Origin of the sequence: Bradyrhizobium sp. HKCCYLRH1034 (assembly GCF_051168375.1) — a bacterium.
Lineage (GTDB): Bacteria > Pseudomonadota > Alphaproteobacteria > Rhizobiales > Xanthobacteraceae > Bradyrhizobium.
In genome coordinates this window covers 43,493-57,675 of record NZ_JBNPUW010000021.1, presented here as the reverse complement: position 1 = coordinate 57,675, position 14,183 = coordinate 43,493, and the positions used below count along the sequence as shown (strand labels likewise).

General features: G+C 65.3%; 14 protein-coding genes. 5 read left to right on the top strand and 9 right to left on the bottom strand.

Features of this window, described 5'->3' with window-relative positions; translation table 11 throughout:
* Positions 1 to 45: 45 nt before the first annotated feature.
* The 5 genes from ACQR0W_RS32345 to ACQR0W_RS32325 all read left to right on the top strand — a co-directional run bounded on the left by ACQR0W_RS32345 (position 46) and on the right by ACQR0W_RS32325 (position 4,016).
* Positions 46 to 666, top strand: coding sequence for a nitroreductase family protein (locus tag ACQR0W_RS32345; RefSeq protein WP_316166948.1), 621 nt, complete (start codon positions 46 to 48; stop codon positions 664 to 666).
* Between the two features lie 92 nt (positions 667 to 758).
* Positions 759 to 2,054: an O-acetylhomoserine aminocarboxypropyltransferase gene (locus tag ACQR0W_RS32340; protein ID WP_315718465.1), complete on the top strand. Its 1,296-nt coding sequence runs from the start codon at positions 759 to 761 to the stop codon at positions 2,052 to 2,054.
* Positions 2,055 to 2,058: 4 nt separating this feature from the next.
* Positions 2,059 to 2,841 carry an alpha/beta fold hydrolase gene (locus ACQR0W_RS32335; protein ID WP_316166952.1) on the top strand — a complete coding sequence of 261 codons (783 nt, stop codon included), beginning with the start codon at positions 2,059 to 2,061 and terminating at the stop codon, positions 2,839 to 2,841.
* 123 nt (positions 2,842 to 2,964) lie between these two features.
* Positions 2,965 to 3,369, top strand: coding sequence for a BA14K family protein (locus tag ACQR0W_RS32330; RefSeq protein WP_316171932.1), 405 nt, complete (start codon positions 2,965 to 2,967; stop codon positions 3,367 to 3,369).
* A 140-nt stretch (positions 3,370 to 3,509) separates the two neighbouring features.
* Positions 3,510 to 4,016 (top strand): hypothetical protein, encoded by a 507-nt coding sequence (locus ACQR0W_RS32325; protein WP_315754485.1) that lies wholly within the window; start codon positions 3,510 to 3,512, stop codon positions 4,014 to 4,016.
* A 58-nt stretch (positions 4,017 to 4,074) separates the two neighbouring features.
* Here ACQR0W_RS32325 and cyoB read toward each other — a convergent pair whose 3' ends face one another.
* The 9 genes from cyoB to ACQR0W_RS32280 form a co-directional block, all read right to left on the bottom strand.
* Positions 4,075 to 6,078 carry a cytochrome o ubiquinol oxidase subunit I gene (cyoB, locus tag ACQR0W_RS32320; RefSeq protein WP_316171931.1) on the bottom strand — a complete coding sequence of 668 codons (2,004 nt, stop codon included), beginning with the start codon at positions 6,076 to 6,078 and terminating at the stop codon, positions 4,075 to 4,077.
* A 15-nt stretch (positions 6,079 to 6,093) separates the two neighbouring features.
* On the bottom strand, positions 6,094 to 7,863 hold the full coding sequence (locus ACQR0W_RS32315; RefSeq protein ID WP_315754489.1) for an SDR family oxidoreductase: 1,770 nt from the start codon (positions 7,861 to 7,863) through the stop codon (positions 6,094 to 6,096).
* Between the two features lie 171 nt (positions 7,864 to 8,034).
* Entirely contained in the window at positions 8,035 to 8,904 is an 870-nt protein-coding gene (locus ACQR0W_RS32310; protein ID WP_315754572.1) for a flagellin, read from the bottom strand.
* Between the two features lie 54 nt (positions 8,905 to 8,958).
* The gene (gene flgK / locus ACQR0W_RS32305) at positions 8,959 to 10,716 is read right to left on the bottom strand and encodes a flagellar hook-associated protein FlgK (protein ID WP_316171929.1); all 1,758 of its coding nucleotides are present in this window, start codon (positions 10,714 to 10,716) and stop codon (positions 8,959 to 8,961) included.
* 27 nt (positions 10,717 to 10,743) lie between these two features.
* A complete protein-coding gene (locus tag ACQR0W_RS32300) occupies positions 10,744 to 11,196 on the bottom strand; it encodes a flagellar protein FlgN (RefSeq protein ID WP_315718457.1) in 453 nt (150 codons plus the stop codon).
* 15 nt (positions 11,197 to 11,211) lie between these two features.
* Positions 11,212 to 11,481: a hypothetical protein gene (locus ACQR0W_RS32295; protein WP_315754493.1), complete on the bottom strand. Its 270-nt coding sequence runs from the start codon at positions 11,479 to 11,481 to the stop codon at positions 11,212 to 11,214.
* A 2-nt stretch (positions 11,482 to 11,483) separates the two neighbouring features.
* Positions 11,484 to 12,722, bottom strand: coding sequence for a flagellar hook protein FlgE (flgE, locus tag ACQR0W_RS32290; protein ID WP_316171928.1), 1,239 nt, complete (start codon positions 12,720 to 12,722; stop codon positions 11,484 to 11,486).
* Between the two features lie 22 nt (positions 12,723 to 12,744).
* Positions 12,745 to 13,410 carry a flagellar hook assembly protein FlgD gene (locus ACQR0W_RS32285; protein WP_315718454.1) on the bottom strand — a complete coding sequence of 222 codons (666 nt, stop codon included), beginning with the start codon at positions 13,408 to 13,410 and terminating at the stop codon, positions 12,745 to 12,747.
* A 364-nt stretch (positions 13,411 to 13,774) separates the two neighbouring features.
* On the bottom strand, positions 13,775 to 14,047 hold the full coding sequence (locus ACQR0W_RS32280) for a hypothetical protein (protein ID WP_315754497.1): 273 nt from the start codon (positions 14,045 to 14,047) through the stop codon (positions 13,775 to 13,777).
* Positions 14,048 to 14,183 lie beyond the last annotated feature (136 nt).

Below are 14,183 nucleotides of genomic sequence, written 5' to 3'. Positions count from 1 at the left end.
CGCGGCACGAGGCCCGACGACGAGCCTGAACGAAGGAGACCACCCGTGACTGCCCATCTTCCTCCCCCGACCGGCCGCATCACCGAGCATCCGGCGCATCGCATCTTCGTCGATCGCTGGTCGCCGCGCGGCTTCAGCGACGAGGCGCTTCCCGAGACGGAGCTCCTGACCTTCATCGAGGCGGCACGCTGGGCGCCCTCCTCCTACAATTCGCAGCCCTGGCGCTTCCTCTACGCGCTGCGCGGCTCGGCCGAGTTCGACACCTTCCTGGCGCCGCTGGTCGAGTTCAACCGCGGCTGGGCGCAGCATGCCGCGGCGATCGTCTACGTGCTGTCGAAGAAGACCTTCATCCCGGCGGGCAAGACCGAGCCGGCACCGACGCGCACGCATTCCTTCGATGCCGGCGCGGCCTGGGCCAATTTCGCCAACCAGGCCGCGTTGTCCGGCTGGATCACCCATGGCATGAGCGGCTTCGACGTCGCCGCCGCGCAGACGGCCCTCGGGGTGCCCGCCGGTTTCGCCGTGGAGATCGCGATCGCGGTCGGCCGCAAGGGCGATGGCGAAAAGCTGCCGGCCATGCTCAAGGAGCGCGAGAAGCCGAGCGCACGCCTGTCCATCGCCGAGATCGCCTCGGCCGGCCTGTTCCCGCAGCGCTTCGGCGGCTGATCGATGTCGCAGGGGCGGCGCACCGCGCCGCTCCTGACGGACCGCGAAATCTGTGGCAGAAGATGCGATCTGCTTGAGGAGAGTTGATCCGCATGCCGCCGCCGAAACCGCCCGCCTTCGAGACCCTGAGCCTGCACGCGGGCCAGCACCCGGATCCCGCGACCGGCGCCCGCGCGGTGCCGATCTATCAGACCACGTCCTATGTGTTCGACGACACCGAGCACGCCGCGGCGCTGTTCAATCTCGAACGCGCCGGCCACATCTATACCCGCATCTCCAACCCGACCACGGCCGTGCTCGAAGAGCGGCTCGCCGCGCTCGAAGGCGGCGTCGGCGCGGTCTGCACCGCGAGCGGCCAGGCGGCGCTGCATCTGGCCATCGCCACGCTTCTGAATGCGGGCGATCACATCGTGGCCTCCTCCTCGCTCTATGGCGGCACCATCAACCTGCTCGCGCACACGCTGCCGCGCTTCGGCATCACCACGAGCTTCGTCAAGCCCAGGGATCACGACGGTTTCCGCGCTGCGATCAAGCCGAACACGCGGCTCCTGATCGGCGAGACCCTCGGCAACCCCGGCCTCGAGGTGCTGGACATCCCCAAGGTCTCGGCGATCGCGCACGCGGCCGGCGTGCCGCTCCTGATCGACAACACCTTCGCCACGCCCTATCTGAGCCAGCCGATTTCCCAAGGCGCCGACATCGTGATGCACTCCGCGACCAAGTGGCTCGGCGGCCATGGCATCGCGATCGGCGGCGCGATCATCGATGGCGGCCGGTTCGACTGGCGCGCCTCGGCCAAGTTCCCGCAGCTCACCGAACCCTATGCCGGCTATCATGGCATCGTCTTCGACGAGCAGTTCGGCGCGGCCGCCTTCATCATGCGCGCGCGGACCGAAGGCCTGCGCGATTTCGGCGCCTGCCTGTCGCCGACCAACGCGTTCCATCTGCTGCAGGGCGTAGAGACGCTGCATCTGCGCATGGAGCGGCACGTCACCAACACCCGCGCGGTGCTGGAGGCGCTGACCGCCAACAAGGCCGTCGACTGGGTGCTGCATCCTTCGCTCGAGACCCATCCGGACCATGCGCTCGCCAAGGAGCTGTTGCCGCGCGGCGCCGGCTCGATCATCTCGTTCGGTATCAAGGGCGGACGTCCCGCGGGACGCAAGTTCATCGAGAGCCTGAAGCTGATCAGCCATCTCGCCAATGTCGGCGACGCCAAGACGCTGGTGATCCACCCCGCCTCGACCACGCATCAGCAGATGGACGCAGCCCAGCTCGCCGCGGCCGGAATCGGCGAGGAGCTGATCCGGCTCTCGGTCGGCATCGAGGCGGCCGGCGACATCATCGACGATCTCGGACAGGCGCTGCGCGCCTCGCAGAAGGTGTGAGCCCATGCAACTGTCGATCGGAGATCACGAGGTCTTCGCTGCCACGGGCGGCCGCGAGTTCGATTCGTCCCTGCCCGCCGTCGTCTTCATCCATGGCGCCGGCTTCGATCATTCGGTCTGGGCGCTGCACAGCCGCTGGTTCGCCCATCACGGCTTTGCCGTGCTGGCGCCCGATCTGCCGGGCCATGGCCGCTCGACGGGGCCGGCGCTGCCGACCATCACCGCCATGGCCGATTGGATCGTCGCGCTGTTGCAGGCGGTGAACGCGAAGCCCGCTCACCTGATCGGGCATTCGATGGGATCGCTGATCGCGCTGGATGCCGCGGCGCGCCATCCCGATCGCGTGTCGGCGCTCAGCCTGATCGGCACCGCGGCAGCGATGACGGTCGGACCTGACCTCCTGAAGGCCGCCGAAGCCAACGATCACGCCGCCATCGACATGGTCTCGATCTGGGGCCTCGGTTTTGCCGCCGAGCTCGGCGGCAGCCGCGCGCCCGGGCTGTGGATGCATGGCGGCGCGCAGGCGACCCTGGAGCGCTGCGCGCCGGGCGTGCTGTTCAACGATCTCTCCGCCTGCAACGACTATCAGGATGCGCTGGCAGCGGCGGCCAGGATCAAGGTTCCGACGCGGCTGATCCTCGGCGAGAAGGACATGATGACGCCGCTGAAGGCCGGCAAGGCGCTGGCGGCTGCAATCGCGCAATCGCGCACCATCGTGCTGCCCGGCGCGGGGCATACGATGATGACGGAATGTCCGGATGCGCTGCTCGACGCGCTGATCGAGTAGCTTGCGGTCACGGTTCGCTTTTTGCTGCGACCTCGTGCCGCCGACATGCTCCTTTGCAGCGCGGAACGGAGGGCGACGGCGAGCCGTTGCCCTCCGGCACAACGAACAGAAAGGAGCACGCAGATGGATCTGCGCAAACTTTTGACGGTCGCCACCATCGGAACGATGTCGCTCGCGGCCGCATCGCCGCTCGCCGCAGCGCCGTTGCTGTCGAACCACCCGGCGCCGACCCCAGCCGCGCAGAACGCGACCGAGCTGCAGCAGGTGCAATATCGCCACTGGCGCGGCGGTTACGGTCATCGCCACGGCTATTACGGCCATCGCTCTTACGGGCATCGCCACGGCTATGGTGCGGGTGCCGCCGCCCTCGGCGGCCTCGCGGCCGGCGCGATCATCGGTGGCGCCATCGCCAACAGCCGCGCCGAGGCCGCCAACGCCCAGGCCTATTGCGCCCAGCGCTTCCGGTCCTACGACCCGGGCTCCGGCACCTATCTCGGCAATGACGGCCTGCGCCATTCCTGCCCGTAGCGACATCAAGGCCGATGCCGGTCTCCGGCATCGACCGCCGCCTGGACCCATGGCGCGCGACAAAACGTCCGCCGCGACAAATGCAACGAAGTTCGTCTCATCCGGTTGAGTATGAGCCTGAATCAACGGGAGACATCGGGATGGTCACCTTCAAAGCCGCCGCGACGCTCGCCATCGCCGGCGCACTTTCTTTGTCAACGCTGCACTCGGTCTCGGCTGCGCCGCTGACGTCGCTGTCGGCAGCCGCCAAACCGGGCGCCGAAAGCTCGAATGCCGTCCAGGTCCGCTACGGCGGCTGGCATGGCGGCTGGGGCGGCGGTGCCGCGATCGGCGCGGGGCTGTTGGCGGGTGCCCTGATCGGATCGGCGATCGCCGCCCCCTCCTACTATGGCGGCTACGCGCCCTATCCCTACTACGGCGGGTATCGCTACGCCGCCTATCCCTACGGCTATGGCGGCTACTACCCGGCCTACCGCCCCTATTACGGCGGCTACGGCTACAGCTACGTGCCGCGCCCGATCTATCGCAGCTACGGCTATTCCTATGGCCCGCGGCCGTGGCGCCACAGCTACGGCTATTACCGCGGTCCGGGTTGGGGCCATCACCGCCACGGCCATGGCGTGATCCGCGCCCATCATCGCTGGTGATGTGAATTCGCCGGTGCGCGGCTGGCCCGACGCACCGGCAGCTTCCCTTCGATGGGTCTCAGGCCCCGGCAGCCGCTGACGACGAGAATCCCTGCCGCGCTTCGATGATGCCCCGATCGATCCGGGCGACCTCCGCCGCAGGGATGACGTACTCGTCGTGATCGCGCCAGGCAAACACGACGAATGTCGCCAACGCGCCCATTGCGCCGAGCGCCACCATCCACCAGATGTGCCAGATCAGCGCGAAGCCCATGACCGTGGCGAAGAAGGCGCAGACGAATCCCGTGGGGGAGTTTTTTGGCAGCTCGATGTCTTGGTAGTCCTTTTCCCGCGTATGGAGCTGCTGGTCTTTTGCATTTTCCTTGATCCGCCAATACGCATCCTGCCCCGTCACATTCGGCAGCACCGCAAAATTGAACACCGGCGGCGGTGAGGACGTGGCCCATTCGAGCGAGCGGCCGTCCCAGGGGTCGCCGGTCGTGTCGCGCAGGAGATCGCGATCGCGGATGCTGAAGACCAGTTGGAGAATCTGAAGAATGACGCCGATCGCGAGCAGCGCCGTGCCGAACGTTGCAGCTGCAAGCCAGGGACGCCATTCCGCGACATCGTAGTGCTGCATCCGTCGGGTCATGCCGAGCAGGCCGACGACATAGAGCGGCATGAAGGTCACGTAGAAGCCAATGAGGGTGAACCAGAACGCCGCCTTGCCCCAGCTCTCATACAGCCGAAAGCCGAACGCCTTTGGAAACCAGTAAGTGACACCCGCGAACACCCCGAACAGCACGCCGCCGATGATGACGTTGTGGAAATGGGCGACCAGGAACAGGCTGTTGTGCAGCAGGAAATCCGCCGGCGGCACCGCGACAAGCACGCCGGTGAGCCCGCCGATCATGAAGGTGATCATGAAGCCGACCGACCACAGCATGGGCGTCGTGAAGCGCACCCGCCCGCCATACATCGTGAACAGCCAATTATAGATCTTCACGCCCGTAGGCACCGCGATGATCATGCTCGCAATGCCGAAGATCGCGTTCACGTTGGGGCCCGCCCCCATCGTGAAGAAATGATGCAGCCAGACCATGAAGGAGATGACGCAGATCGCCATGGTCGCCAACACCATCGAGCGATAGCCGAACAGCGACTTGCTCGAGAACGTCGCGACCACCTCGGAGTAGATCCCGAACGCCGGCAGAACCAGGATGTAGACCTCGGGATGTCCCCAGGCCCAGATCAGGTTCATGAACATCATCATGTTGCCGCCGGCCTCGTTGGTGAAGAAGTGGAAGCCGAAATAGCGGTCGAGCATCAGCATCGTCAGCGTCGCCGTGAGGATCGGAAACGCCGCGACGATCAGCAGGTTCGTTGCCAGCGTGGTCCAGCAGAACATTGGCATGCGCAGATAGCTCATGCCCCGGGTGCGCAGCTTGAGGACGGTGGTGACCAGGTTGATGCCGCTGACCAGGGTCCCGACGCCGGAGATCTCCAGCGCCCAGATGTAATAGTCCACGCCCACTCCCGGCGAGTAGGTCAACTCCGACAAGGGCGGGAACGGCAGCCAGCCGGTGCGCGCGAACTCGCCGACGACGAGGGACACGTTGACCAGCAGCGCGCCGGTGGCCGTGAGCCAGAAGCCGACGGAGTTCAGCGTGGGAAAGGCGACATCCCGTACCCCGAGCTGCAGCGGCACGACCAGATTCATCAGCCCGATCACGAACGGCATGGCCACGAAGAAGATCATGATCGTGCCATGGGCGGAGAAGATCTGGTTGTAGTGCTCCGGCGGAAGATAGCCGTTGGAATGAAACGCCACCGCCTGCTGCGTTCGCATCATGATCGCATCAGTGCCGCCACGCAGCAGCATCATGAAGGCGAGCAGCATGTACATCACGCCGATCCGCTTGTGATCGACGCTGGTGATCCATTCACGCCAGAGATAAGGGAAGTACCCCTTCGCCAAGACCCATCCGAGGACACCGAGGATCGCCACCAGCACGAGGCCTGCGGCCACGAGCGGGATGGGCTGGCCAAAGGGGATCGCCGACCAATCGAGCTTGCCGAGCATGGACGCCCCCGGGGATCAGCGGGTAATATGTCGGCGCGATGGCCGCGAAGGCCGGCGGGCGCGCGCAAGAGCAACCAACGCGATGCCTCCGAGCCCAAGTGCCAATCCAATTCTGCTGAGCTGCCCGGCCGGCGGCAGCTTCTTGCGCACGAGCCAGCCGCCGCTCACCGCGGTGCCAGCGGCGATCGGCGCCAACACGGCACCTGTGCTGCGTGGTGCGCCCTTCGCGCGCGACAACAGGAAACGGAACGCCGTGCTCAGGAGTCGCTCGGTCGGCCAGCGCGCCAGGGCATAGGAGATCTGCCCGAGCCGCGCCGGCCAGCCGACGGCGACTTCGTCGTGAGGAGCGCGGATCAACTGCAAGAACGTCTCGGCGACGTCCTCGGGCCGATACAGCAGCGGTCCTGGACCGAGATTGCGGCCGGACATGTTGGCGCCATGCACGAAGCCGGGCGTGTCGACCATCGCGGGGAATACGCTGCAGACGTGGATATCCTTGTGACCGGCGAGTTCCTGACGCAAGCTCGCCGAGAAGCCGCGGAGGCCGAACTTGCTGGCGGTGTAGGCGGCGGCGAACGGAGTCGGAGCCCATCCGCCGAGCGAGATGTTGTTGATCAAGGTTCCGCGCTGCTGCCGCAGGAAGACCGGCAGAACCGCATAGGCACCGTTCATCGTCCCCAGCAGATTGACCTCGATGGTCTTACGGTGGAGCGCGATGTCGGCGTCCTGATAGGCGCCGAACACCCCGGTTCCGGCGTTGTTGATCCAGACATCGATGCCACCGAACGTCTGCACGGCCTGATCGGCCAAGTGCATGACCGCGGCTGCATCGGTCACGTCGGTGCCGACGGCGATGGCGCGCCCGCCAAGGGTTTCGCATTCGGCCGCGACATCTTTCAGAACGTCCACGCGCCGCGCGGCCAGCACGATGCTGGCCCCTTCCCGCGCCAAGGCGAGTGCCGTCGCCCGGCCGATGCCGCTCGAGGCGCCCGTCACCACGACGCGCGTTCCCTTCAGATCACGCATCAGCCGGCGCGCCTCGGGGGAGGCATCCAGCAGCCAGCCGAGCGCGCGGCGCAGCTGGTGCGCGCCGCCGGTGTCGAACCATCGGCCATGGGAAAAGATTACGCGTTCGGGCGCCAGCGCAATCAACCGCGCCGCCGCGAGCCGGACGGCACGGCCGCCGAGCCGCAGCAGCATCCGCAGATGGGTCGGTGCCTTGCCATCAGGCGCGGTGATCCCGAGCAGATTCGCCGCGGTCCGCGCCACGATGCCCAGACCTTCCGGTGCCAGGTTCTGCACGAGGTCTGTCAGGACGAGTGTGCGGCTCGGCCCGTGAAACAGCTCCACTTCGGTGAACATCGGTGCGGCAACGAGCACCAACTGGATATCTGCGGACCATTCGTCCGGCGTGACATCGGTCAGCTCACGATCGATACGCAGGCCGCTGCGGCGAACCTGCTGGCGCTCTGCCAAGCCCGGCGCAGCGAAGACCTGCGCATTCGGCAGGGCCGCCTGCCAGTCCGGCAGGAACATCCAGTGCGCGACGTTGGGCGCGAGCAGATATTTGATGGGTCCCAGCTGCTCCAGCTCCTCCCGCAGCGCATGAGTGAAGCGCGTGGGCGAGTGCAGCAGCAGATCACCGCTCGACAGGCGGATCACCGTCATGCGCACGGAGAGCGGCAGTCCGGCGGCCCGAATCCGGCCGCCGTCGACGATCCACACATTGTCCGCCACGGGCCGCAAGCCATGGCCGTCGCTTCGAGGCTGAGTTATCTGGTCCATGAGAGTTCCGCCGACGAGATGCCCGTCAACAAACCTCCGGCGCGGCGCATGGTTTCAATCGGCTGGGAATGCGGATCCCAAGGCCGGCCGCCGGCAAGGTCTATGCCCGCCCGGCAGATCCGGCTCTGCTCGGGTCCCTGCGCCCTGCATCGCCGCGCGATAAGTCGGGGCTCAACGCAGGTAACTGGCCAAGTTCAGGCTCTGGATCTTGGAGATGGCGGTATAACTCGCCGTGAGCTGGGCTTGATAAGTCGAGAGCTGGGCGGTCACCGCCGCCACATCGACGCTGGTCAGGTCGGTCGCCAGGCTCTCGGCATAGCTCTTGTAATCGGTCTGCTGCGACTTCGCGCTCTCGATCCGGGACGCCGCATCGGAGAGCTTGGCCTGTACCGTGGCGACATCGTCGACCGCCTGATCGGCAAGCGACAGCGCGGAGGTGATGTCGGTTCCGGACAGGGTCGAGCTGTTGGCCACGAACTTCAGGACCCGCATGACTTCCTCGAACGCCGGGTTGTCGGCAGTAACGCCATAGGTGACCGACTGCCCATCGGAAACCCGGACCGTGGCAAGCTCGCTGTCGCCCTGAAAATAGCTGGTATCCGTCGTGGTCAACGATCCCGTGCCGGAAGCGAAGCTCGACGTATCGACCGCCGCCGTCGCGGTCCGCGCACCGCCGAACAGATATTGCCCGTCGTACTGGGTGTTCAGAATGCCCGACATCTGCTGCAGCAACTGCTGCGCACTGCTGATCGCGGACGTGGTTCCCGTGCTGCTGCCGGAGCTCGCAGCGCTCAGGGCCGTGCGCAGCTGACTGACGATGTCCGACACCTGCCCCACGGCAGAGTACATGACCTGCACTTTGCTGTCCGCCAGAGTCGCAGCGTCGATGTAGGACTGCGCCCGCGCGACGGAGACCTGCAGATTGACGACGTGCTGGGTGTCGGCGCCGTAACCGGCGAGATACTCGGCCTTCAGCCCCGAGGCCTCCTGCACCTGGAGGTTGGCCATGGTCGCCTGCGTCCGCAGCGCGCCCGTGATCATCTGGTCGGAGTTCGAGAATGTCGCAATCCGCATCGTCATGATGTGCACTCCGGACTAGGTCGATTGCACGGCAGTGAGCAGAGACGAGAACATGCTGTTGACCACGGAGATCAGCTGCGAGGCGGCAGCGTATTTGTTCTGCAGCGAGCTCAGCCGCGCCGTCTCCTCGTCGAGGTTGACGCCCGATTGCGAGGACAGCGAACTGGCATAGCTCGACTGGGCCGTCGACTTCGCGGTGTAGGCAGTGGAGGCCTGCGACGCCTTGCTGGCGACATTGGCGACGATCGCCGCGGCGTAGTCGGCGAACGAGCCGGTCGTTGCGCTCAGGCCGCCAGCCGAGGCGAAGCTGGTCGAGCCGGTCAGCTTGTCAACGAGCGCGTCGATGACCGTCGCCGAGCCGGCCGTCAGCACCTGGCTGCCGGTCGTCAACGTCGCGGAGCCGTCGAGCGTGCCGGTGGGCAAACCGGCCGCGCCGCTCAGGATGCTGCTGTTGACGGCAAAATTGGCGGCGCTCGTGCCGGTGACGAGGTCATTCATGCCGAAATAGTCGGAGAAGCCGCTGCCGCCGACCGCGCTGGTCATGTCGTTGATCGCGATGCCGTTCGACGACGACGTGGCGCTGATCGACAGGTGTCCGCTGGAATCGATCGAGGCAGAGACCCCGGAGATGCCGTTGAGCGCCGTGACCAGATCGCCCACCGTCGCATAGGACGACAGGTCGAGATCCTCGTACGAAACGAGATTGCCGCTCTGGTCAGCCACGGCGATGCGGACCGTTCCGGACGCCGACAGGGCCGTCGTACTGCTGACGCTCGCCGACCCGGTCAGAGCGGTCGGAGGTGGAACGGCCGATGCGCCATTGGTGATCGCATTCAGCGACGATTTCAGCTGCGAGGCCAGCTGATCGAGCTGGGTCTGCGCGGCCGGCAGGGTCTCGTCCCGCAACGTGACCAGCGAACCGATCTTGCCCGACGTGATCTGCGACGTGACGTCGACGCCGTCGACCATGATGCCGCTGAAGCCGCCGGACGCATAGCTCGACGCCGCCGAGACATTCGCCGAGGCCGTATAGCTCAGCGTGTGCGCCGAGCTGTCGACGAGAGCTCGCCCCGACGAGGTATAGACCTGAAGGTCGCCGTTCGACGCCGCGTAGTAGCTGACGTTCATATAGGACGAAAGGTCCTGCAACGCGGCATTGCGCTCGTCCTCGAGATCGGCGGTCGATTGGCCGGACGCCGCCATCTTGCGGATCTCGACATTGAGATCGGCGATCTGTTGCAGGTCGTCGTTGGCGCTCTGAACCGACGACGCGATGTCCTTGTCGGCGTTGGCCCGCAACGTCTGCACACCGCTCGACGTGCTGCGTAGCTGGCTGGCGAAGTCATCCAGCGCGCTGACGACTGCCGATTGCAGCGAAACACTGCTGGGCGAGCTCGCCAGCGACGACAAGGCGGACTCCAGCGATGCCAGCGAGTTTGCCAGCGACGTTCCCGTCGTCGAGGTGCCGGATGTGGACGCGCTGCCGAACAGCTGCTGCAGTTGCGTCAGATAGTTGTTCGTGGTGTCGGCCGCGCCGAGCTCCGAATTGGCTCCGATCAAGGATTTCAGCAGCAGCTTGTCGACATTGCTCGAAATGCCGGTAATGGAAACGCCGGTCCCGATTCCGCCGGTCACGTTCGTGACCTGGTTGGCCGTCTTCTGCGTATACCCCTTCGTGTCGGCGTTCGAGATGTTCGACGACGCCACGCTGATCTGCAGCTCCGTGGCCGAGATGCCGCTGAAGGCGACCAGCCGTGCTATGTCGAGCGACATTGCCCTACTCCCGCTGTTGGCTGGCCATCACGCCCTCACGTTGGTTCCACAGGACGTCGCACGCGCGGTACGACGTCCACCGGCGCCATAGGGCGAGGCATTCGCGATCTGCTCGCGGATCGCCTGCATCACCGCCTCGATGCGACGATTGCTGGCTTCGATCGCAGCCCGCAGCCGAACGAGGTTCTCGTCCATCGCGCCACGAAGGTTGAAGATGTGCTCCATGAGCTGCTCGCGCAGCACACGGTCGCGGACGTCGAGGCTCGCCGTTCGCCTGGCGCATTCGGCGACCCGCTGCTCAAACAGCCCGGCGAGCCGATTCTTGTCGTCGAGCTGCTTGGAACGCGAGGCCGGGAGCCCTTTGGCAAGCTCCGCATTCTCCTCCGACACCACCGCGATGAGTTCGTCGATCAGCGCGATCAAGGTCCGCACTTCATCTTCGCTGGCCGGCCGCTGATCGGCCTGAATTGCGTGTTTCATCCTGTCGCTCCCATCCTACTGTTCACGCTGCGGTCGGCGGCTGATCTGCGCGACACGGGCGTAGGTATTCAGCGCCGTCACCCTCACGGTGGCGACCTTGAGCTCTTCGTCGAGCAGCGCGCATTCACGCAGCAGCTTTCGTCGGACCGTTTCGATATCGTCGATCAAGGCCAGCAGTTGCGCGCGGTCGTCCTTGCCGGCGGTCGCAGCGCGCAGTCTCAGCCGCTGCAGCCTCTTCAGCAGAGCCTCGCCCTCGCCGAGCCGCTCCCTCTTCAGGTCGGCCATGATCACCTCATCGACGAAATCAGCGTGTCGTACATCTTGTTGACGGCCGAGATCACCTGCGATGCCGCCGAATAGGCCTGCTGAGCGGAGATCATGTTGCTGAACTGGCCCGTGGTGTCGGTCGTGCTCGATTCCAGCTCACTGCCGTAGATGGTTCCTGCACCATTCTCGCCGGACGCCTGCAGGGTCGCATTGCCCGACGTCGCCGTCGACGTGTACATGCCGCTGCTATGCGCCACGAGACCATTGGGATCGGCGAAGGTCGCTACCGCGAGCTTGTAGATCGGAACCGTCTGTCCGTTGGAATAGGTCGCCTCGACGAGACCATTCTTGCCGACCGAAATGCTGCTCAGCGTGCCAAACGAGATGCCATCGGAATTGGCGCTGAAGTTGGAGACGCTCGGCGTCGTGCTGCCGGACGACAACTGGGTCAGGCCGTCGGTACCGCCGCCGGTGGTGCCGAAGCTGAGCGCGATCGAGCTCGCCGCGGCGCCGTTGTTCCAGGTGATACCGAGATTGGTCGAGGAGACCGTGCTGAGCGAACCATCTGAGTTGAAATCGATCGTATAGGTGCCGCTCGTCACGGTGCCGTCCGACGCCGTCGCCGGCGCGAAATCGGCGGTCCATTCGTTCGCCGTCGCCCCCTTGGTCCAGGTGACGTTGAGCGCGTGCGATTGCCCCAGCGAATCGTACACGGTCATCGAGCTGCTGAAGGTGTCTCCGCTCGCGGCATCGGCCGGCAGGTTGGCCGCAAGCGACGTCTTGGTCGTCGCCCCACCATTCGTCAGCGCCACCTTCGTATTGACCGGCTCGAGGCCGTTGCCGACCACGTTGCCGGTTGCATCGGTGCGCCAGCCTTCGAGATAGTAGCCGTCGTTCTCGAGATAGCCGGCATTGTCGGTGGTGAACGCGCCGTTGCGGGTGTAGAAAGTCTCGCCTCCGGCCGAAGTCGAGTTGGTCGCGACGAAGAAACCCGAGCCCTGGATTGCGACGTCGGTCGCGTTGGTGGTGGCGGCCAGCAGCCCCTGCTGCGTGATGTTGGCACGGCCGGAGACCGAGACGCCCCCCGAGGAATAGGCTTTCGAACTGCTCGATGCCGTCACCAGCTGCTCGAACAGGCCGGAGGTGGTCTTGTATCCGGTCGTATCGGCGTTGGAGATGTTGTCGCTGATCATGGCGAGCGACGAACTCTGCGCATTGAGCGCCGAGATCGCCGATGACAGGGCTCCAGAAAGACTCATGATTGTACTCCGGGTAATGCCGTCAGGAGGTGACGCCGATGATGTTGCTGGCGCTGACAGGAACGCCGCCGACGGTGAGCGAGGGCGTGCTGGTCGAGGTGTCGATGCCGGTTACGGTCCCGGTGACCGTCGTGTAGTTGAGGACCGAGGTGCCCGCGGAGTCCGTCGCCGTCACGGAGATCGTGTACTGGCCGCCGTCGCTGAGCTGATTGCCGCTGGAATCGGTGCCGTCCCAGGTGATCGAATTGGCGCCCTTGTTGCCGGTCCCGGTGCCGGTCCAGACCGTGCTTCCGGAGGAATCCTTGATCGAGATCGAAACGTTCGATGCCGCCGACGACAGCGAATAGCCGAACGTCGCCGAGCCGTTCGAGAGAACGGCGGTGTCACTCTTGGCCTCGACGGTGTGACCGATGTAGTTCACCGAATTCAGCGTCACCAGGCTCGAGAACGAGCCGGCCAGCGAGGTCATGCTGCTGTTGAGCGACTGCTGCGAGGTGTAGTTGGCGTAGGACGTCATCTGGTTGATGAAGTCGGTCACGCTGGTCGCATTGAGCGGATCCTGGTTCTGGAGTTCGCTCACCAGGAGCTGAAGAAAGTCGGTCGAGCTGAGTGTCGTACGAGATGTGTCGCTGGATGATGAGGTCGATGAGGTGGTCGCAGTCGACGAACTCGCGGCAGAAACGGTCATGGCAGAACTCCGGCTCGCGCCGCGAACGACGGCGGGACACAGCACGACCACGCGGTCGTGAAGGCGTTTGCTGATCAAACGGCCGGAACGCCGATTCCAGGCGCACAATTAGTCGGTCGAATTAGTTGATCCGACGGCAGAATTTGCCGCCGCGCGGTTGCGCTGAGTGGGCAAAAATCGCCTGGTGCGAGGCTCCGATCTGCATCGGCGCGACGGTTCGCCGTCGCCGCACTCGGGCGCCCGGATTCGCGCGCAAGAGAGCTCGACAGATTGAGCGAGATGACTGATGCGATGGTGTTGCGCTTCCAGCGCCGAAGTCCAACCGGCCAAAGCGTAGCCGCCCAAGCTCGGCCCTGGCTAGGGCTCAGCCAGGCTGGTGGGCGTCGGCCGGGGCGGTTGCCGCTTCCTCTTGGGTCAGGCGATGGGCCGCAGCAAGGATGCGCGACGTCAAGCCCGCGGGTGCACGCGCCGGCGGCGACGACAGCGCCTCACGAACAAGACGTGCCTCGGACAGCAATCGATCGGCTTCGGGAGAGGATGCCAGCAGATCAGCAGCTGACTGACGCTGCTCCGCTGGCCAGCGCGAGATGTCCTCACCCAGCCTGCCGATCAGATCCTCGAATTCCCTGACGTCCATCGTCCGCCCAATCCAGCGCTTCCAGCTTGGTCATAAAGCATTCAGCCCGCGAACGAAATTGATATCGGCAATTGTGGCGATCGACCGCAACCGGACACGGAAAACTCCGTACTTTTCGGGAGCCGTATGCACGCGA